Origin of the sequence: Geobacter anodireducens (genome assembly GCA_001628815.1) — a bacterium.
GTDB lineage: Bacteria > Desulfobacterota > Desulfuromonadia > Geobacterales > Geobacteraceae > Geobacter > Geobacter anodireducens.
Window position 1 is genome coordinate 2,803,009 of record CP014963.1, and the last position, 18,441, is coordinate 2,821,449.

Annotated in this window: 12 protein-coding genes and 4 pseudogenes; 7 read left to right on the forward strand and 9 right to left on the reverse strand. The window is 61.7% G+C overall.

What is annotated here, in order from left to right; translation table 11 throughout:
• Positions 1-150: 150 nt before the first annotated feature.
• Positions 151-1,548, forward strand: coding sequence for a sigma-54-dependent Fis family transcriptional regulator (locus A2G06_12830; protein ID ANA41009.1), 1,398 nt, complete (start codon positions 151-153; stop codon positions 1,546-1,548).
• Positions 1,545-3,566 (forward strand): histidine kinase, encoded by a 2,022-nt coding sequence (locus A2G06_12835; GenBank protein ANA41010.1) that lies wholly within the window; start codon positions 1,545-1,547, stop codon positions 3,564-3,566. The genes A2G06_12830 and A2G06_12835 overlap by 4 nt, the downstream gene beginning before the upstream one ends.
• Positions 3,567-3,617: 51 nt before the next feature.
• Here the strand turns inward: A2G06_12835 and A2G06_12840 are convergent, their stop codons facing one another.
• The 5 genes from A2G06_12840 to A2G06_12860 all read right to left on the reverse strand — a co-directional run bounded on the left by A2G06_12840 (position 3,618) and on the right by A2G06_12860 (position 8,302).
• Positions 3,618-4,445: a FeS-binding protein gene (locus A2G06_12840; protein ANA41011.1), complete on the reverse strand. Its 828-nt coding sequence runs from the start codon at positions 4,443-4,445 to the stop codon at positions 3,618-3,620.
• A gap of 44 nt (positions 4,446-4,489) precedes the next feature.
• Positions 4,490-5,689 (reverse strand): MFS transporter, encoded by a 1,200-nt coding sequence (locus tag A2G06_12845; protein ID ANA41012.1) that lies wholly within the window; start codon positions 5,687-5,689, stop codon positions 4,490-4,492.
• 68 nt (positions 5,690-5,757) lie between these two features.
• Positions 5,758-6,336, reverse strand: a complete 579-nt coding sequence (locus tag A2G06_12850) for an NADPH-dependent FMN reductase (protein ANA41013.1) — start codon at positions 6,334-6,336, stop codon at positions 5,758-5,760.
• Positions 6,337-6,572: 236 nt separating this feature from the next.
• Entirely contained in the window at positions 6,573-7,583 is a 1,011-nt protein-coding gene (locus A2G06_12855) for a quinone oxidoreductase (protein ID ANA41014.1), read from the reverse strand.
• Between the two features lie 128 nt (positions 7,584-7,711).
• Complete coding sequence (locus A2G06_12860) at positions 7,712-8,302, reverse strand: TetR family transcriptional regulator (protein ANA41015.1); 591 nt, start codon at positions 8,300-8,302, stop codon at positions 7,712-7,714.
• Positions 8,303-8,511: 209 nt separating this feature from the next.
• Here A2G06_12860 and A2G06_12865 point away from each other — a divergent pair, with 209 nt between their 5' ends.
• Together A2G06_12865 and A2G06_12870 are read left to right on the forward strand one after the other, a co-directional pair.
• Positions 8,512-8,811: a hypothetical protein gene (locus A2G06_12865; protein ANA41016.1), complete on the forward strand. Its 300-nt coding sequence runs from the start codon at positions 8,512-8,514 to the stop codon at positions 8,809-8,811.
• Positions 8,812-8,858: 47 nt separating this feature from the next.
• Positions 8,859-9,769: pseudogene (locus tag A2G06_12870) on the forward strand (transporter).
• A gap of 11 nt (positions 9,770-9,780) precedes the next feature.
• On the opposite strand, the pseudogene A2G06_12875 reads toward A2G06_12870, so the two are convergent.
• The 3 genes and pseudogenes from A2G06_12875 to A2G06_12885 form a co-directional block, all read right to left on the reverse strand.
• Positions 9,781-10,100: pseudogene (locus tag A2G06_12875) on the reverse strand (AzlD protein).
• Positions 10,100-10,803: pseudogene (locus A2G06_12880) on the reverse strand (branched-chain amino acid ABC transporter permease). Before A2G06_12880 ends, A2G06_12875 begins: the two co-directional pseudogenes overlap by 1 nt.
• A 105-nt stretch (positions 10,804-10,908) precedes the next feature.
• A complete protein-coding gene (locus A2G06_12885; protein ANA41017.1) occupies positions 10,909-11,583 on the reverse strand; it encodes an outer membrane channel protein in 675 nt (224 codons plus the stop codon).
• Between the two features lie 228 nt (positions 11,584-11,811).
• On the opposite strand from A2G06_12885, the pseudogene A2G06_12890 reads away from it, so the two are divergent.
• Together A2G06_12890 and A2G06_12895 are read left to right on the forward strand one after the other, a co-directional pair.
• A pseudogene (locus A2G06_12890) lies at positions 11,812-14,048 on the forward strand (chemotaxis protein).
• A gap of 281 nt (positions 14,049-14,329) precedes the next feature.
• Positions 14,330-15,769 (forward strand): hypothetical protein, encoded by a 1,440-nt coding sequence (locus A2G06_12895; GenBank protein ID ANA41018.1) that lies wholly within the window; start codon positions 14,330-14,332, stop codon positions 15,767-15,769.
• 91 nt (positions 15,770-15,860) lie between these two features.
• Here the strand turns inward: A2G06_12895 and A2G06_12900 are convergent, their stop codons facing one another.
• Positions 15,861-16,910, reverse strand: coding sequence for a transposase (locus A2G06_12900; GenBank protein ANA41019.1), 1,050 nt, complete (start codon positions 16,908-16,910; stop codon positions 15,861-15,863).
• 323 nt (positions 16,911-17,233) lie between these two features.
• On the opposite strand from A2G06_12900, the gene A2G06_12905 reads away from it, so the two are divergent.
• The gene (locus A2G06_12905) at positions 17,234-18,286 is read left to right on the forward strand and encodes a (p)ppGpp synthetase (protein ANA41020.1); all 1,053 of its coding nucleotides are present in this window, start codon (positions 17,234-17,236) and stop codon (positions 18,284-18,286) included.
• Positions 18,287-18,441: the final 155 nt, after the last annotated feature.

Consider the following 18,441-nt stretch of genomic DNA (forward strand, 5'->3'; position numbering starts at 1 on the left):
CCTCGGCCCCGCGGGTGCTCCCGGAAAATGGAATTCTTGTCTTGCAGAATTCTGGCCACCTCTGTATCATTTTGTCCATGTAGACACGTCTACAAAGGCCAACCGTGTCCCACCCACACACCTCACATGAAAAAAGGAATCCGGGCAACGATGCTCAAGGCGAAAATACTGATCTGCGACGACGAAGAAGGAATCCGGCGCTACCTCCAGAAGATGTTCCAGGCCAAGGATTTCGAGGTGGAGACCTTTGCCGACGGCACGAGCCTGTTGGCCCGGATCGAGGCCGGCATCGACGGCGATGCGGACATCCTGCTCCAGGACGTGCGGATGCCCGACATGGACGGCATCGAAGTGCTCAAGCGGGTCAAGAAACTCCGCCCCTCCCTGCCGGTGGTGGTCATGACCGCCTTCGGCACCATCGACTCGGCCGTTGACGCCATCAAGCTGGGGGCCTACGACTACGTTACCAAGCCGTTCCCGCGCGAGAAGATCCTGGGCGTGATCGACAACGCCCTTGAGATGGACCTGCTCATGAAGGAGAACAAGGCCCTCAAGGAGGAGCTGGCGCGGCCCGACACCCCCGACAACATCATCTTCACCAGCGCCAAGTTCCGGGAGGTCTACGAGCTCACCCTCCAGGTGGCCGGCAGCGACGCCAACATCCTGATCCTCGGCGAATCCGGCACCGGCAAGGAGCTGATCGCCGGCGCCATCCACTACAACAGCCCCCGCCGGGGGCGGCGCTTCCTCTCCATCAACTGCGCCGCCCTGTCCGACACGCTGCTCGAAAGCCAGCTCTTCGGCCACATGCGCGGCGCCTTCACCGGCGCCATCACCACCCAGAAGGGGCTGTTGGAGGAGGCCGACGGCGGCACCCTCTTCCTGGACGAGATCGGCGACGTGTCGGCCACGGTCCAGGCGAAGCTGCTGCGGGTCATCCAGGAGCGGGACTTCATCCCGGTGGGTGCCACCAAGGCCAAGAACGTGGACATCCGCTTCGTGGCCGCCACCAACAAGGATCTGGCCAAAGAAGTGCGGGAGGGGCGTTTCCGCGAAGACCTCTACTACCGCCTGAACGTCATCACCATCAATCTTCCCCCGCTGCGGGAGCGGGCCGAGGACGTCATCCCCCTGGCCGAGTATTTCCTCCAGAAGTACTCCCGCCGCGTCAGGAAAGAGCTGAAGGGGATCTCGCCCGAGGCGGTCCGGGTACTGCAGGGCTACCACTGGCCCGGCAACGTCCGCGAGCTGGAGAACGTGGTGGAGCGGGCCGCCATCCTCGCCCGGGGGGAGTTCGTGACCCCCGACGTCCTCCCCATGTACCGGCAGGCGGCCGGAGCCCCCGCCCCCCTTGCCCCGCCGAGGGAAGACCGCCTCATCTCCCTGGAGGTGATCGAAAAGGAGCACATCGAGCGGATCCTCCGCCAGACCGGCTGGCACAAGAGCCGGTCCGCCGAGATCCTGGGCATCTCGCGCAAGACCCTTGACCGCAAGATCGTCGAGTACGCCCTGACCCTGCCGGGAGGCGCCCCGGCCGAGGACGAATGAAGCCGCTCCGCTTCCCCATACGCCTCAAGCTGACCTTTGCCACCCTGATCCCCCTGTTCGTGGCCACCAGCATCTGCTGGCTCATCGGCGTCTACATCATCAATTCACGCATCGTGGCCCAGGCCCAGGAAAAGGTCCGCACCGACCTGAACGCGGCCCGGGCGGTCTACGACGGCGAAGTGGAGCACATCCGCGACGTGGTGAAGTTCACCGCCACCAACCCCTTCACCGCAGCCATCCTGGAAAAGAGCGACCGGAACACCCTCCGCAGCCTCCTGGTCCCCCTGCTCAAGGCCGAGGGGCTCGACATCCTCACCGCCGTGGACGCGGGGGGCAAGGTCATCTTCCGGGCCAGCAACGCCGAGGCCCACGGCGACCTGAAGGCGACCGACGCCGTGGTTTCCCGCGCCCTGCGCGGCGAGCAGGTGAGCGGCACCGACGTGCTCACCCCCGAGGAACTGGTCAAGGAGGGCACGGCCCTGGCTGCCCGGGCCGCCATCGAGATCGTCCCCACCCCCGGCCGCGCGCGGGAGGATGAATTCGTGGAGCGCACCGGCATGGTCATGGTGGCCGCCTCGCCGGTGCGCGACGGGCGGGGCCGGATCGTGGGGGCGCTCTACGGCGGGGTGCTCCTCAACGGCAACAACGAGCTGGTGGACCGGATCAAGAAGATCGTCTTCGAGGCGGTCCGCTTCCAGGGCAGGGACGTGGGGACCGCCACCATCTTCCTGGGGGACCTGCGCATCGCCACCAACGTCTATACCGCGCCGGACCGCCGGGCCATCGGCACCCGGCTGTCGGAAGAGGTCTTCAACCGGGTGATCCTGAGCCGGGAGAAGTGGGTGGGGCGGGCCTTCGTGGTCAACGACTGGTACTTCTCCTCCTACGAGCCGATCCTCAGCCCGGGCGGGGTCCCCATCGGTTCCCTCTACGTGGGGATGCCCGAGAAGCCCTACAGCGAGATGAAGCGGGAGATAGCGCTCATCTTCGGCGTGGTGCTCTTCTGCGGCTCCTTCATCGGGCTTGCCATCTCCAGCTTCATCGCCACCCGGCTCGCCCGCCCCATCCGCGAGTTGGAAACCGTGGCCCGGCGCATCACCGCCGGCGAACGCGACCTGGAGATCGTCATCCATACCCGCGACGAGATCAGCGACCTGGCCGGCGAGTTTGCCCAGATGACCCGGACCCTTGCCCAGCGGGAGGAGGACATCCGCAAGCTGAACCGGGAGCTGGAGCAGAAGGTCCTTGACCGCACCGCCCAACTGGAGGAAAAGAACCTGCTCCTGGTCAAGACCCAGGAAGACCTGGTCCGGGCGGCGAAACTGGCCGACATCGGCATGCTTGCCGCCGGCGTGGCCCACGAGATCAACAACCCCATGGCCATCATCCGGGGGAATGCGGAACTCCTCCAGATGGCGCTGCCCGACGACGACCCCAACCGGGAGGAAGTGGACACCATCGCCCAACAGGTGGGGCGGGTGGAGCGGATCATCGGCAGCCTCCTGAAATTCGCCCGCCAGCAGCAGCGCCGGCTCGGCACGGTCTCGCTCCCCCCCCTGCTGGACGACATCCTCAAGCAGATGGGGCACCAGGTGCCGCTCACCCGCATCGAGATCAGGAAAGCGTACGCCGTCGACCTGCCGCCCCTGGCAGGGGACCCGGACCAGCTCCGGCAGGTCTTCACCAACTTGGTGCTCAACGCCATCCAGGCCATGCCGGACGGGGGCAGCCTCACCGTGGCCACGACCCGGGACGAGGAGGCCGGCACCTGCACGGTTTCCGTGAGCGACACCGGCAGAGGCATCGCCCCCGAAAACCTGAAGAGGATCTTCAGCCCCTTCTTCACCACCAAGAGCGAAGGGACCGGGCTGGGCCTTTCCGTCTCCTATGGCATCGTCAAGGATCACGGGGGGAACATACTGGTGGAAAGCACGGAGGGAGAGGGAACCACCTTCCGGGTGGTGCTGCCGCTGCGACAGGGGGGGACGGAACAGACTGAGGGCGCACCGGGGGCGTGACCCGCGCAGGCAGGAAGGCGCTTCAGGGAATAGGCGGGGGACAGAGACGGATCAGGGTGATCCGGCAGGTTTTTTCCCGCGCGGCACGCCGGCTTCGCACGGGACGCGGGTCTGGCAGAGGCCGCAGCCGGTGTGGGGGACGCCGTAGCGTTCCGCCAGCAGGGCCGGGGCCGAGCCGTAGACCAGTTCCCGGCAGCGGGCCTTGTCGTGGCCGGCAAAGGTGATGGCCCCCGCCGGGCAGCGGCCGATGCAGACGCCGCAGGTCCCTTCGCGGTACCAGAGGCAGTTGTGGCGGTGGGTGCGGGCGGTGCGCGGCGTGGCCGGCAGGGCCAGGGTCGTGACAACGCTTCCCACCCGGTGGGCGATCCCCCGGCCGGTGATGAGGCCGTCCGAGAGGCTGAAGGTGCCGAGGCCGGCGGCATAGGCGGCGTGCCGCTCGGACCAGGTGGAGGCGATCCCCACCGGCGTGTCGGAAAACTCCCGCCAGGCCGGGGAGTACTGGGGTGCCACGGCCCCGTGGCCGAGCCCTTCCAGGTAGGCGACCAGATGCCGCCGGAGGGCCCCGTTCAGGGTCTCGCCGTGGGTCCGGGTGAGGGCCCACGAGCGCGAAGGCCAGTCAGATTCCAGCCGGTTGCTCACGCGGGTGGACTCCGTCACCGGCAGAACCCAGACGATCACCGTGGCCGCCCCCTCCAGCAACTCGGCCGGGGTCAGGTGAAACTCGCCGATGACCCGCTTGTACTCGGTGAACAGGGGATCGCCGGCCGCGGCAAAGCCCACCAGGGGCTGATCGAAGTAGGGGCCGCTCCCGTCGGGAAAGCGGTTGCCCGGGCTCTCCGCCACGAAGCGTCCGATCTCGGCACTGATGGTCTCATCCATCCGACCCTCCTTTTTCCGGTTGCGAAAAGAACGCGGCGGCTCCCTCAGGCCGATGGCCCGGCTACGGGCACGGGCCGCCGATAGAGGGCGACGAACAGGATCAGCGTCGCCAGCCCCACCACGCCGTTCAGGAAAAACCCGGTCCGGAAGCCCTCTTCCCTGATGACCGGCCCCATGCCGGCCGCGCAGAGCATCATCCCCGCATAGACACAGGTATTATAACACCCCATGGCGAGCCCCCGCTGCTCCCGGGGCACCACGTCGGCGATCAGGGCTGAGACGGCGGTAAAGGCGATCCCCATGCTCATCCCCATCAGCGCCGCGACTCCCATGAGCGGCACCACGGACCGGCAGAAGCCGAAGCCGGCCAGGGCCACGGCGAACACGGCGAGCCCCCCGGCCACCAGGCGGCTGCGGTCGGCCACCCGGTCGCTCAGCTTCCCGGACGGCAGGCGCGAGACGGCATTGGCCAGGGACTGGGCCGCGAAGACGAACCCCACGTGCCCCGAATGCATCCCCTGACTCCGGATGTAGAGGGGCATGAAGGTGACGAACATGCCGAAGCCGAAGCAGGTGCCCATGGTGGCCGCCAGGCAGGCCAGGAGGCGGCGGTTCCCCATGAGCCCCCTGAGCGTCGGCAGGATCGCCCGGTGCGGAGCGGCGCCGGAAGCGGCCCTGGGGGTCGCGGGCAGGAGGAAGAGCGCCACCGCGAACATGGCGAGGATCAGCCCGCCGGAGACCAGGAACACGGGCCGCAGCCCCAGGGCCGTGCCGAGGAAGCCCCCGGCGGCGGGGCCCAGGGTCATGCCGCCGTAGAGGGCCATGGTGTACCAGCCGTAGGCCTGCCCCAGCACCTCGGGCGGGGTGACGTCCGCCACGTACGACATGAGGGTGGGCGAGAAGGCCGACAGCCCGATGCCGAAGAGGAGGTAAACCCCCGCCATCTGCAGGGGGCTGTTGCTCCAGTAGAGGAGGAACGACGAGCCCGCCAGCAGGAGCAGCCCGCCCAGGAGCGGAATGCGGCGCCCCAGCCGGTCGGAGACGAGGCCCGACGGGATGGAGAGCGCCCCTGCCATGAGCATGAACGCGCTGTTGATCAGCCCCACCTGGGCGGCATCGGCCCCCATGGACGTGGCAAAGAGGGGGACGATGGGAATCCGCATGTAGGAGCCGAAAAAGCAGACGAAACTGATGGTGCAGGCGATCAGCAGGAGCCTGCCTGCCCGGTGTTCCCTCGATTCCATGACGGGCCGCTACCGGGCCGGGGCCGGGGAACGCATGGCGATGCCGGTTGCCGCACTGACCATGACTGTCACCTCCCCTGCCCGACGATCTCCCGCGCCGCCTGCTCCGCCTCCTGCAGGTACTGCTCGGGCACCTTGTCCACGGTGGACGGGCCGAAGCCGCAGGCCCGGATCAGGCGGGCATCGACGAAGCCCATCCACGTGAGAAACCCCTCGTAGCGGGGAAAGATGTCGGCGAACATCCCCTCGTCCGGGTGCCCCTGGGTGAGGACGAACACGAGCTTTTTGGGCGAAAGCCGGCTCGGCTGCGGGTTGGAGAGGTAATCGGGCTTGAGGTACGAAAAGGTCCGGTCGATGAACCCCTTGAGCTGGGCGGTCACGTCGCCGTAGTAGACCGGCGAGGCCAGCACCACCACGTCGGCGTCGCGCACCGCATCCAGCACCTGGGCCAGATCGTCCTTGAGCACGCAGTGGTCCAGGGTCTTCTTGCAGGCGTAGCACCCCTGGCACCCCCGGTAGGTGAGCCGGTTCAGCTCGAAGGACCGGGTTTGTGCGCCCAGTTCGGCCGCGGTTTCGGTGAAGCGGGCGGCGATGGCGGCGCTGATCCCCCTGGCGCGCGGGCTACCCAGCAGTGTGACGATGTTCATGGTTCCCCCCTGTATGAATATGTTCTTAACTCCTGAATCCTGGCAGCGGGCGCACCGACGGAGCGACTGTGCCCGAGCGCCAGCCGCTGTAGGCGAAATGGAGCGGCAACCGGCCTGATTGTCTGAACCCGCCAGGGTGAGTTTCAGGCCGGTAGCGAAGTGAGCCGTACAGCGGCAGTGCGAGAGGCACGCGGAGCGACGCGGGGTGCCCGCTGCCAGGATTCAGGCTACCTGTCTCAGCTTTCCAGCAGGTTGACCACGACGCGCCCCGTGATCCCCCCGTGGAGAATCGTCTGGATCATGACTTCGAGCCCCTGCAGGGAGCACTCGGTCACCATCCCGGCCAGTCCGGCGGGCTTCCAGGCTCCGGCCAGGCGCTGCCAGACCTCCCGGCGGATCCCGGGCGACGCCTGAACCGAATCGATACCGAGCAGGCTCACCCCCCGCAGGATGAACGGATAGACGTTCACCGGCAGATCCGGCGAGCCCACGAGCCCGCAGCAGGTGACGACGCCCCCGTATTTCACGCTTTTGAGCACCGCCGCCAGGGTCGGGCCGCCCACCACGTCCACCGCGCCGGCCCACCGCTCGGCCAGAAGCGCCTTTTCCGCCCCGGCGGCCAGTTCCTCGCGGCCGATCACCTCAGTGGCGCCCAGTTCCCGGAGGTACTCCTCCTCGAACTCCTTGCCCGTGGAGGCCGTCACCCGGTAGCCGGCAGCGGCGAGGATGGCGACCGCGATGCTCCCCACCCCGCCGGTGGCGCCGGTGACGAGGATCTCGCCCCGGTCGGGCGTCACCCCGGCCCGCTCCAGCCCGAGCACCGACAGGGCCGCCGTGAGGCCGGCGGTGCCCAGGGCCATGCTCTCGCGCAGGGAGAGCCCCTCCGGCAGCGGCACCGCCCAGGCCGAGGGGATGCGGATGTACTGGCCGAAACCTCCGTCGGTCTCCATCCCCAGGTCGTAGCCGGTGACGATGACCCGGTCCCCCGGCGCAAAGGCGCCGCTGTCGCAGGCAACCACCTCACCTGCCGCGTCGATGCCCGGCGTGTGGGGGAACTGCCGGGTCACGCCGGGGTGGCCCGTGGCCGAGAGGGCATCCTTGTAGTTGAGGGACGAGTAGTGGACCCGCACCACCAGGTCACCGGCCGGCAGGTCGTCGATGCTCCGTTGCCGCACCTCCCGCACGAACTGCTTGTCGGCCGTCTTCTCCACTACCAGCGCCTTGAACTGCGTCGTCGTATCCGTCATCTGATCCCTCCTGAGAGTTAGAACGTACCGCACATAACCCCTACGGCTCGCATCCCGAATCCATGCGCCCCGCCGGACGACGGGGCGTGAAACCGCTAGACCGATCGTCTAGCCGCCCGGAACCGCTGTCACGCCTGCCGGCGCAGCACCGAGGCGAAGAGAATTTCGATGAAATCCCGCAGCGGCTGGGGCGACTTCATCACCTTGGCCCGCAGGATCGCCCCCTCCAGGCCCGAGAGGATGAACCCCGCCGCCACCCCGGCATCGAGCTCCGGGGCCAGCTCCCCTGCCCGCTGGGCCTCCCGCAGGCAGACGGCGAAACGCTCCTTCCAGGAACGGAAGATCCCGTCGAGCCGGACCCGGAACCGCTCGTGCTGGTCGGCCAGTTCCTGGCCCAGGTTGCCGATGAGGCACCCCTTGCTGCACCGGTTCTGCTCCAGCCGCGCCAGACCGCTCTCCAGATAGTTGCGGACGCGGTTCAGCGGCGTCACCTCATCGTCGTTCAGGAAGGTGTCGAGCCGCTGATCGTAGCGCTCGGCAAAATGATCGATCACGGCCAGGCCGAACTCCTCCTTGCTCCTGAAATAGTGGTAGAAGGACCCCTTGGGGACCCCTGCCTCCTTCAGCACTGCGTCGATGCCGGTGGCGTTGAATCCCTGGCGGGAGATGAGGTCGGTGCCGATGCGGATGATCGTGGCGCGCGTTTCGTTCTTGTCCATGGGAGGAATTATTAGACCGGTCGTCTAGAAAGTCAAGTCCGTTCCCGGAACAGTTTACGTCTTTTTTCAACAGTACAGTTGTCCATTGCCCCATTCTGTACCGGTAACAATTTTCAAATTGTGCAACTGTTATTCTTGTTTGGGATCGGCGATACTGCGACCATTACAGTCCGCCCGTACCGGAACGGCGGCGGAGGGGAGAACGGGTCATGGAACTGCGTCTGCCGAAGAACGAAACGGTTGCCATCGAGGGGAACCCGCAGGGGCTGGTGCTCTGCTGCAAGGAGGGGATCATCTGGCTCACCCAGGAGGGGGACGACCGGGACCGCTTCCTGGGCGCCGGCGACATGTTCTGCTTTACCCACGGCGGCAAGGCGGTACTGGAGGGGCACCGGGACGCCCTGGTGGCCATCGTGCCGGCCGCCCACGGCCCGGCAGCCGCGGCACGGAAGCCCTCTTCGGGCTTTCATGGGGGCATCCGCCTCGTGTATCATGGGGGCGGCCAATGAAGGAACTGGTTCTTTCGCCGCCCCACACACCCGGCCAGGAGGCATCAATGAGCAATCCGCCGGACCAGGCGACGCGGGAGGCCCGCACCGGAGTGATCTTCGGCCTCGCCGCCTACCTCCTCTGGGGGTTCTTTCCCATCTACTTCAAGGCCCTGGCCGGCGTGACCCCACTGGAGGTCCTGTCCCACCGGATCGCCTGGTCAGTGGCGACGCTGGCCGTGATGCTGACCGTGGCCCGCCGGTGGGACGGGGTCCGGGCCGCCTTCAGCCAGCCCCGCACCCTGATGACCCTCTGCGCCACCACGCTCCTGATCGCCGTCAACTGGCTGGTCTTCATCTATGCCGTGGGCGCGGGCAAGGTGCTCCAGTCGAGCCTCGGTTACTTCATCAACCCTCTGGTGTCGGCCTTCCTGGGGGTGGTCTTCCTGCACGAGCGGCTCAGCCCCAAGCAGAAGGCGAGCTTCATCCTGGCCGCAGCCGGGGTGGCGATCCTCACGCTCCGGCACGGGGAGTTCCCCTGGATCGCCCTGTCCCTGGGCCTCTCCTTCGGCCTCTACGGCCTGCTGCGCAAAAAGGCGCCCGTTGACTCCCTGGCCGGGCTCACCGTGGAGACCCTGCTCCTCTTCCCGCTCGCCCTCTGCTATCTCGGCTGGCTGGCGTACCAGGGAAAGAGCGCCTTCGTCTCCGGGCCCACCCACATCACCGTCCTGCTCGCCTGCGCCGGGGTCCTCACCTCCACCCCCCTGATCTGGTTCGCGGCGGCCACCAAGCGGCTGCGCCTCGCCACGGTGGGGCTGATGCAATACGTGGTGCCCACGCTCCACTTCGTGCTGGCGGTCTTCGCCTTTGGCGAGACCTTCACCCCCACCCACCTGGCAAGCTTCGCCTGATCTGGACGGGGCTCGTCCTCTACACCTACGACGCGGCAAAACTCATCTTCGGCAACAGGGGGCGCTGAGCCCCCGTCCGTCAGACAATCTTTCCGATCAACCAGTAACAGAGCATCCCCACCACCACGGTGAGCCCCAGGGAGCGGGTTTTCAGCGCCACCGCAACGGTGGGGAGCGCGGCGATCAGTTCCGGCCGCCCCAGCTCCAGCGCGCGGCTTTCGCCCGCCAGGAGGCCCGGGGCCAGCAGGCGCCGAGGATGGCTGCCGGGATGAGGTCCAGCCAGTCGGCCAGCCAGGGCGGTATCTGCCGGTTGGAGAGGAGAACGAGGGGAATCATGCGGGGAAGATAGGTGGCGAGCGCCATGCCCGCGACAACGGCCAGGTAGGTCCGGAAATCCATCAGACCACCCCCCTGGCAGCCCGGTTGCGGCGCACGGCGTAGCCCACCGTGGCGGCGGTGACGGCGGCGATCACGATGTGGGAGTTGCCGGGGATCGTCACGTAGAGGGCCGTGGCCACCAGCCCCGAGAACGCGGCCACGATGGCGTAGAACCGGCTCCGGAGCTGGAAGATCAGCAGGCAGATGAACATGGCGGTGAGGGCGTAGTCGATGCCCAGGGCCCCGGCGGGAACGAACTCCCCGGCATAGGCCCCGGCAATGGTGCTCAGGATCCAGGTCAGATTGGCCGTCTGGTTCACCACCAGGGCCCGCCACCGGTCCCACCCGCCGGCCCGGAACCGGGCCATGTTCACGGCAAAGCTCTCGTCGGTCACGCCATAGGCGAACAGGGCCAGGAACCGGCGGCTCACCCCCTGGAGCGGCACCGCCAGGGCCGAGCTCATGAGGGCGTGCCGCAGGTTCACCATGAAGGTGGTGGCCACGATGGCACCCAGGCTGCCCCGGACTTGATCATGGCCACCGCGATGAACTGGGAGCCGCCGGCAAAGACCAGCGTCGACATGAGCCCCGTTTCCAGGGGGCCGAGCCCCGCCTTCTGGGCCAGCACCCCCAGGGCCAGCCCGATGGGGACATACCCCAGACAGATGGGCCAGGCCGTGCCCAGCCCGTCCCTCACCACTCCCCTGCCCCGTTCTTCCGTCATCCGCACACCATCCGCGTGAGATCGCCCCGGCCGCGGGCCGCTGCACCAATCAGCACGGGATGATGTGTAGCACAAGCGCGGGCAAAAAGGAATGCCCGGCCCGTGTCAGAACTTGACCCGGAACCCCACCATGCCGTTGTGGCTCTCGTATCTCAGCTTGGTCGTGGTGATCCAGTCGGAATCGAAGGTCCCCTTGGTGGTGCCGAAGTAGCGGTATCCCAGGTCCAGGGACAGGGACGGGCTGATGGCGATCTCCAGGCCGCCGCCCGCCTGGTAGGCGAACACCGTGGTGTCGTCATCGGGGTAGAGGAGCAGCCGCCCCGAGTTATCACTGCCGAAGGTGTCGCTCAGGCTCAGCACGGCAAAGCCGATGCCCCCCCCGAAATAGGGGGTGACCGGCGTGTTGTTGTGCACGTCCACGAAGGCGTTGGCCATGAACGCCAGGGCGCCGAGGCTGCCGTCCACCCCCCGGAACCGGAAGCCGGTATCGTCGGTGATCGAGCTGATCTCCGCGTGCTTGTACGAGAGTTCCCCCTCCAGCCGGAAATGGCCGAAATCGTACCCCCCCGTCCCGCCCACGTAGATGTTCGGGTCATACTCCACCCGGTCGTTGAAGACCTCGCCGGACTGATTGTTGATGCTCGTCACATCGGTATCCGCGGCGGCGCTTACCCCGAAGAAGCCCGAGACGTATCCCCCCGGCCGCGGCGGGGTGGCACCGGCCACGACGGGCACGGCACAGAGTGCAACAACGGCAACAACAGCGCTGATCCTTTTCATGGGTCATCCTCCTTGTGAGAGTGGGTGAGCGTCCGAGCTCGCAGCACAGTTACCAGTGTACCCCGAACCGGGCGAAAAGAAACCGGCCCGCCGGCGGAGCGACCGCCGCGCCCATCCCCTATACGGCACACAGGCCGCTTTTACGAAAAAACATCAAGACAAACCGGGTTACGGCCGATACGTTCCATATGAATCCTTTGATGCGTTCCAGCGGGAGGAACCATTAGCATGTCACTGTCATTCAGAAATGCGCGGCTTCGGGCGAAGCACATCCTCGCATTCAGCGCCATGGCCCTGATCGTGGCCGTCACCGGCATCTTCGGCATCTGGCGGGTCGACAGCGTGGTAACGCAGGTGAAAACCATGCTCCGGGGCCGCGCCCTCCAGGAAAAAGCGGTCCTCAACATGCAACTGAGCCAGAAGGCGTGCCGGGTCAACCTGGTCGAGGCCGCCATGGTCAGGACCGACCCGGACGAATTCGAAGAACACGTCAACAACTATCGCGCCAAGAACGAGCTGTTCAAAAAATACTCGAACGCCCTGCTCAACGGCGACCCCGCCCTGGGCATCCCCCCGGCTCCGGCCGGCAGCCCCGTCGCGAACTACGCAGCCGCCGTCCTGGCAAGTTGGGGCGAATTCGAAAAGGCAGCGGACCAGCTCATCGCCCACAAGCAGCGTCTGCTGAAGGGACTGCGAAGCGGCGTGGTGGACCAGGCCGCCAAGGATGCCCTGGCCGATGAAACCCTGAACCGGCTCGCCCTGGAAACCATCCGCGACACCAGCGAGAACGCCAAGCTCGACATCGACGACCTGGCCGACTACCTCGAATCCCAGACCTACGCCGGGCTCAAGGCCACCGATACCATCCGCCAGTCCACCCGCTACACCTTCATCACGGTCATCCTCATGGCCGTTGCCGCAGCCATCGGCCTGGGGCTTCTCTTCACCCGCATGATCGTTGGCCGGGTCAAGCGCGTGGCCGCGGCACTCCAGAGCGGCGCCCGGGGCGACCTGACCGCCGCCGTGCCGGTGGACTCCCGCGACGAGCTCGGCACCCTGGGCGACGACTTCAACACCATGGCCGACCGGCTCTCGGGCATGCTCACCTCGGTCCGCAAGGCCGTGGGCGAGCTGCACGCCCTGTCCGACAAGATCGCCGTCGCGGCCGGCAAGGTAACCGAAGGCGAAGAGATCCAGGCCAAGGGCGTCAACGCCGCCTCCTCGGCCATCTCCGAGATCAACGCCTCCATCCGCGAAGTGGCCGACGCGTCGCCAACCTCTCCCTCAGCGCGGCCGACACCTCATCCTCGATCCTGGAAATGACCGCCAGCGTCGAAGAAGTGGCCATCAACGCCGACAGCCTCTCGCGCCTGGTGGACGAAGTAAGCTCCTCGGTCATCCAGATGGCCGCATCCATCAAGCAGATCGACGGCAGCGTCCAGAGCCTGATGGAAATCTCCACCACCACCGCCTCCTCCGTGGCCCAGATGGACACGGCCATCGGCCAGGTCGAAGTGAACGCCCGCGAAACAGCCGCCCTTTCCGAAGACGTGGAGCGCGAGGCCGAGCGGGGCAAGCGCGCCGTGGAGGACGCTATCGCCGGCATTGTGGCCATTCAGCGCTCCTCGCGCATCACCACCGAGGTCATCGACGTCCTGTCCCGCAAGGTGGAAGACATCGGCGGCATCATCTCCGTTATCGACGAAATCGCCGAGCAGACCAACCTCCTTTCCCTCAACGCCGCCATCATCGCGGCCCAGGCCGGCGAACACGGCCGCGGCTTCGCCGTGGTGGCCGGCGAGATCACGGACCTGTCCGACCGGACCCGCACCTCCACCCGGGAGATCGCCGAGGTCATCATGGGGGTCCAGAGCGAAACCCGGCGCGCCGTGGAAGCCATCAGCCGGGCCGACAAGAGCATTGCCGACGAAGAGCGCCTCTCCGCCAACGCCGACGAGGCCCTGGGCAAAATCGTCATGCGGGCCCGCGAAGCCTCCTCGCGGGTGGCCGAAATCGCCCGCGCCACCGTTGAGCAGGCCACCGGCAGCAAGATCATCCGCGACGCCATCAACCGGGTCACCGACATGACCGGCCAGATCGCCAGCGCCACCAGCGAGCAGGGCGCCGGCGGCGACCTCATCATGACTGCGGTGGAGCGGATGCGCGACGCCACCGCCCAGGTCCGCAACTCCACCCGTGAGCAGAGCGCCACGGGAAATATCATCGCCCGCTCCACCGAAAACATCACCGACATGATCGGCCAGTTCCGCAACGCCAGCGAAGAACAGTTCCGGGGCAGCGAGCAGATCGTCCGGTCCATGGAAGAGATCCAGAAGTCGGCAACCATGAGCCTCGAAGTCTCGCGGGTCATGGAAGAAGCGGCCATCACCCTCAGCCGCCAGGTAAAAGTACTGGAAACCGAGATGGAAGGCTTCCACATCCGCGGCCAATCCTCCTCCCGCTGATCCTGCCCTCATAACGCACCACAGGGGGAGCCGGTGTACCGGTTCCCCCTTTTTTGTGCCCTCTCCCCTGAATCCCCCTGTTGCATCAGGATTTTCCTGACTTGACTGCGCTCGTGCGCGCAGGGATAGTCGGGGCGTATACTTGTGGTGGGTTAATGAGTTGGGGTTGTTGTGATGTCGCTGGGAGAAATGTTCTATCTGGGGGGATGAGCGGTTCACGCGCGCGCGCGTGAACCGCTCAAGAAGGAGCAATGCAATGAAAATATTCATGGGAGAATGTCATGTTCGAGAAAATCAACTTTAAGTACACGGATGCTGAAGAAGAAAAGTTGTACGCTCCAGAATTGATTGAAGATGCATACGTCGACATAAACGACATTATCGAACAAATCCAGCGTCCAGAAATATATCTCGTAATTGGGCCAAAAGGTGCGGGGAAAACGGCACTATCCTCAAAATTACAGCTTATGGCAAAACCAAAGTGGGATTTTTTTGTTGACACAGACGAACTGGAACAATTTGAGTTCAATTTGCTTAATAAATCAGGAGGCGAAAAAGGGACCTCTGTCGGCGGAGCAGTAACCGTTTGGCAAATGATATTAGCAATAAGACTGCTACCATTACTTTTACAAGACGAGAAGCTCAACAAGCAAAATCCACAGCTTGTCATTTTTAACAGTGGACTGCAAAAATACGGTTTAACTGCATCAGATAATTTAATAAATATAGTTCAATATACAAGCCGTAGAGGCATCTTTGGTAAAATTAAATCTGTAATATCCGAAGTTCAAGGTGAAAAAGTAGACGAAGAAAAATTCAACCTGAAGGACCCTGCAGCAATATTTGAATCAATAAAAAAAGTGCTTAATAACATAATACCAACAGAATCTCAATACTTTCTTGTTCTTGATGGACTAGATCATCCAATGAGAAAAGGTAGAAATAACGCACCGTATATAGCTGATTTAATAAATGCGGTAAGGTTATTAAATATGTTTTTTGCTGGTATTAACATAAAAGCGAAAATTGTTATATTAATTCGAGATGAAATCCTTCAGATTGTACCTGATCCAAATTTAACTAAAAGAATTAATGATAATGGCATAGAGTTAAAGTGGTATGACAACACGAGAGATCCGCTAGAAACAAGCCTTATGAGAATAATTGAGAACCGAGCAAAGTTGGCAGGATATAATCTTTCAGTCAAAGAGCTATGGAAACTCTGGTTCCCTGAAAAAATACATAAGAGGGAATCACACATATTTGTCCTTGATAACACTCGCCACCTGCCAAGGGACATCATTAGCTTTTTCCGTGAACTACAGAAACTTGGGAAAAATCCGCCTTTTAGACGTGAGGACGTTTTGGCAGCCCTAAACAATTACTCAGATTGGTACCTTAAGGAAATAAGTGATGCACTTGTTGGGCTAATTGACGAGGATGTCAGAACGGAGCTTCCAGATATACTCTCTTCATTGGGAAGAAATTTTAGTTGTGAGAAATTCAAACGGGCCGTTAGTGATCACGGTATTGCGGAATCAATGAATTGTGAGCAGGTACTAAAGGACCTGTATAACACTTCATGGATTGGAAATTATTGGGAAACACATGAACATTCGCAAAGATATAGTTGGAAACACAGAAAACGAAATTCTAAACTTGATTTAAAGAAGAATATGGTTATCCATTGCGGTCTTTGGAAAACATTGAACTTAGTATGATAGCAAATATCGCACAATCAAGCGAGGCATACAGTTTACCTGTACAGAGACAGTAATCACCTGACAGTCCGTCCTTGAATGGGTTTCAGATTTACGCTGCCAGATTCGAGTTCTCAGTATCCGATTCTTCGTCCTTTGGCAAGCCTTCTATGAAGGCGGTGTACGGCGTTCTGCCGTTCATGTTGCGTCCCTGGTGCGGGCGTTCATGGTTGTAGTGCCGGAAATAGTCGTCCAGATCGGCCTGCATCTCCTCGATAGATTCGTACCACTTGGTGCGTCCCATGACCCTGAAATGCTCGTCCAGCAGGGTTTTGTGAAGCCGTTCGACGAACCCGTTGCTCTGGGGCCGCCGGACCTTGGTGGTACGATGCTCGATCTCTTCAAGCTGCAGGAACAGCTCGTAGGGATGGTTGTCCGGCCTGCCACAGAATTCCCGGCCGTTGTCGCTCAGGATGGTGTTGATCCTGGCGTTGTGCTCCTCAAAGAACGGTAGCACGTCTTCGTTGAGAACATGCACGGCGGTTAGGGGCAGCTTGTTAGTGTAGAGCCTGCCCCAGGCATAGCGGGAATAGCAGTCGATCACCGACTGCAGGTAGATCTTGCCGACGCCCTTGAGAGTGCCGACAAAGAAGGTGTCCACGGCCACCAGATCGCCGGTATGTTTCGTCTCGATATGCCGCTCTCGGAACTCCGGGCTGAAACGCTCCAAGAGCCGAATCTGTTCGTCGGAAAGTTCGAAAGATTGTTCTCTGACACTCTTTTCGAGCCGGAGCATACGTTCCTGCTTCGTCAACAGGCTGTGCCGACTCCAGACACCCCGCACGCCGCCAGAACTGACCTGAATCCCTTTCAGGGACAGTTCCTGAGAAACCCGTAACGGCCCATGACCAGGTTGGTTCAGGCAGTGCTCCAGAATCGCTGTTTCCACTGCCTCATCGACCCGGTTAGGATGCGGTCCCTTGGCACCGGGCAGGCGGTCGAGCAAACCGACGGCACCATAGGTCTGGTAGTTGCGCCGGATCTCGTAGAACTGCTGCCGTGAATAGCCCATGACCTTGCATGCCTTGCTGACGTTGGCAAGTTCTCCGGCAAGGTCTAGCAAACTGAGCTTTCTTCGTGCTACTTTCTCTGCGGTGGTCATACCGTTCCTCCTTGATGGAAAGATGTTGTCTGAGCAACTTCATCTTTAATCCATTCAAGGGCGGTATGGCCACCCCTTATAAACGGCCAAGTGTCTGGTGATTACCAGCACTACACAGAAAGAACTACTTACCGCTTTAATTCAAGGTGATACACGCTTGATTGACTTAGCTGGTATAGGCAACGACAATTGATCTGTAAGGGCATAAGAGGACTCTGGCAAGCTATTTAACCTATTAAATTCAAAGCTAGATTCCAACAAAGCGCAACAGCGGTGAACCCGCTGCGCTCTCAGCCGCTGAGCAAATATTTAGGAGTTACAGAATGACTCATACAAAAAAATTTCCAGGTGGTTCTAAGTCCAGAGTTAACCTTGCAGGGGAAAATATTCGAAACGGAAATGCCACTTATGCAGACCTAAAAGTAATAGAAGAATGGCGTGCCGCTCATCGGAGTGTTTTGAACACCTTCCAGGCAATTTTGCGAACAAGAACAAAAGGCACAAATATCTCGGTGGCGCAAAGACACAAGAGAAGAAATACTATTTTTGATAAGCTTAAGCGTCTTCCAAGGATGCAACTAGCAAGAATGGATGACGTTGCCGGATGCAGATTGATTTTCAAAAACATCGAGGACTTGAATAAATTCAGAGAAACATTCCATAAGGCAAAATTCAACCATAAACGGCGCAATGAGCCGGGGAAGTACGACTACATAATTTCACCTAGATCAACAGGATATCGCGGAATTCATGACGTCTATGAGTATGACGTCAATTCAGAAGCTGGCAAGAATTTGGCAGGGCTTTACATTGAAATTCAGTATAGAACTTTGGTGCAGCATGCTTGGGCAACTGCCGTTGAAGTTGTAGGATTCATAACTGAAAGTCAGCCAAAATTTCAACAAGGGGATAAAAGGTACGAATATGAAATGGCCCTAGCCAGCGAGATTCTCGCTAGGGCTCACGAAGGGCTCAAAGGGCCTTTCCCTGACAAGAGCGACAGAGATGTTCTAGAGGATTTTCTAGCTATTGACAAGGAGCTTTCACTTATCAAGACGCTGCGTGGACTTAACCAAGCAAAGAGTGAAGTATCTGACAAAAAAAATACCATTCTCATTTTTTCTGATAAGGGTCTTGAGGTTAGAAGCTTTCGTGACGCTACTGATGCTCTTCGTATTTTGTTTCAACTAGAAGAGACTATGCCGCAAAATGACATTGTACTTGTGCGAGCTGATTCCAGTGATGAAGTTAGGTTAGCATTCAGAAACTATTTCTCTGACGCACGTGAGTTTATCAGATTGCTGGACAATGCCTGTTCAATATTAACTGGACATACAATTCCAAAAAGTGTCAGCCGTCGATTGTCAGGTAGATAGTAGTTGGTTTAACCGAAGTGGTCAGAAAATGTCGTCGGTGGGCGCGAATCGGGTCGGACCAAGCCAACCTGCTGACATTTCACCAATTACACCTCAATTCAGGAGAATTTTCACCCTTAGAAGCGCATTTTCAGGGTCATAATTGAAGAGTTAAC

Bases quoted from the DNA above. Each gene is read 5' to 3' on its own strand.
- A2G06_12840 (ANA41011.1), bottom strand. From the start codon at position 4,445: ATGGATGAGACCATCAGTGCCGAGATCGGACGCTTCGTGGCGGAGAGC.
- A2G06_12900 (ANA41019.1), bottom strand. From the start codon at position 16,910: ATGACCACCGCAGAGAAAGTAGCACGAAGAAAGCTCAGTTTGCTAGAC.
- A2G06_12830 (ANA41009.1), top strand. From the start codon at position 151: ATGCTCAAGGCGAAAATACTGATCTGCGACGACGAAGAAGGAATCCGG.
- A2G06_12835 (ANA41010.1), top strand. From the start codon at position 1,545: ATGAAGCCGCTCCGCTTCCCCATACGCCTCAAGCTGACCTTTGCCACC.
- A2G06_12860 (ANA41015.1), bottom strand. From the start codon at position 8,302: ATGGACAAGAACGAAACGCGCGCCACGATCATCCGCATCGGCACCGAC.
- A2G06_12855 (ANA41014.1), bottom strand. From the start codon at position 7,583: ATGACGGATACGACGACGCAGTTCAAGGCGCTGGTAGTGGAGAAGACG.
- A2G06_12865 (ANA41016.1), top strand. From the start codon at position 8,512: ATGGAACTGCGTCTGCCGAAGAACGAAACGGTTGCCATCGAGGGGAAC.
- A2G06_12885 (ANA41017.1), bottom strand. From the start codon at position 11,583: ATGAAAAGGATCAGCGCTGTTGTTGCCGTTGTTGCACTCTGTGCCGTG.
- A2G06_12905 (ANA41020.1), top strand. From the start codon at position 17,234: ATGACTCATACAAAAAAATTTCCAGGTGGTTCTAAGTCCAGAGTTAAC.
- A2G06_12850 (ANA41013.1), bottom strand. From the start codon at position 6,336: ATGAACATCGTCACACTGCTGGGTAGCCCGCGCGCCAGGGGGATCAGC.
- A2G06_12895 (ANA41018.1), top strand. From the start codon at position 14,330: ATGTTCGAGAAAATCAACTTTAAGTACACGGATGCTGAAGAAGAAAAG.
- A2G06_12845 (ANA41012.1), bottom strand. From the start codon at position 5,689: ATGGAATCGAGGGAACACCGGGCAGGCAGGCTCCTGCTGATCGCCTGC.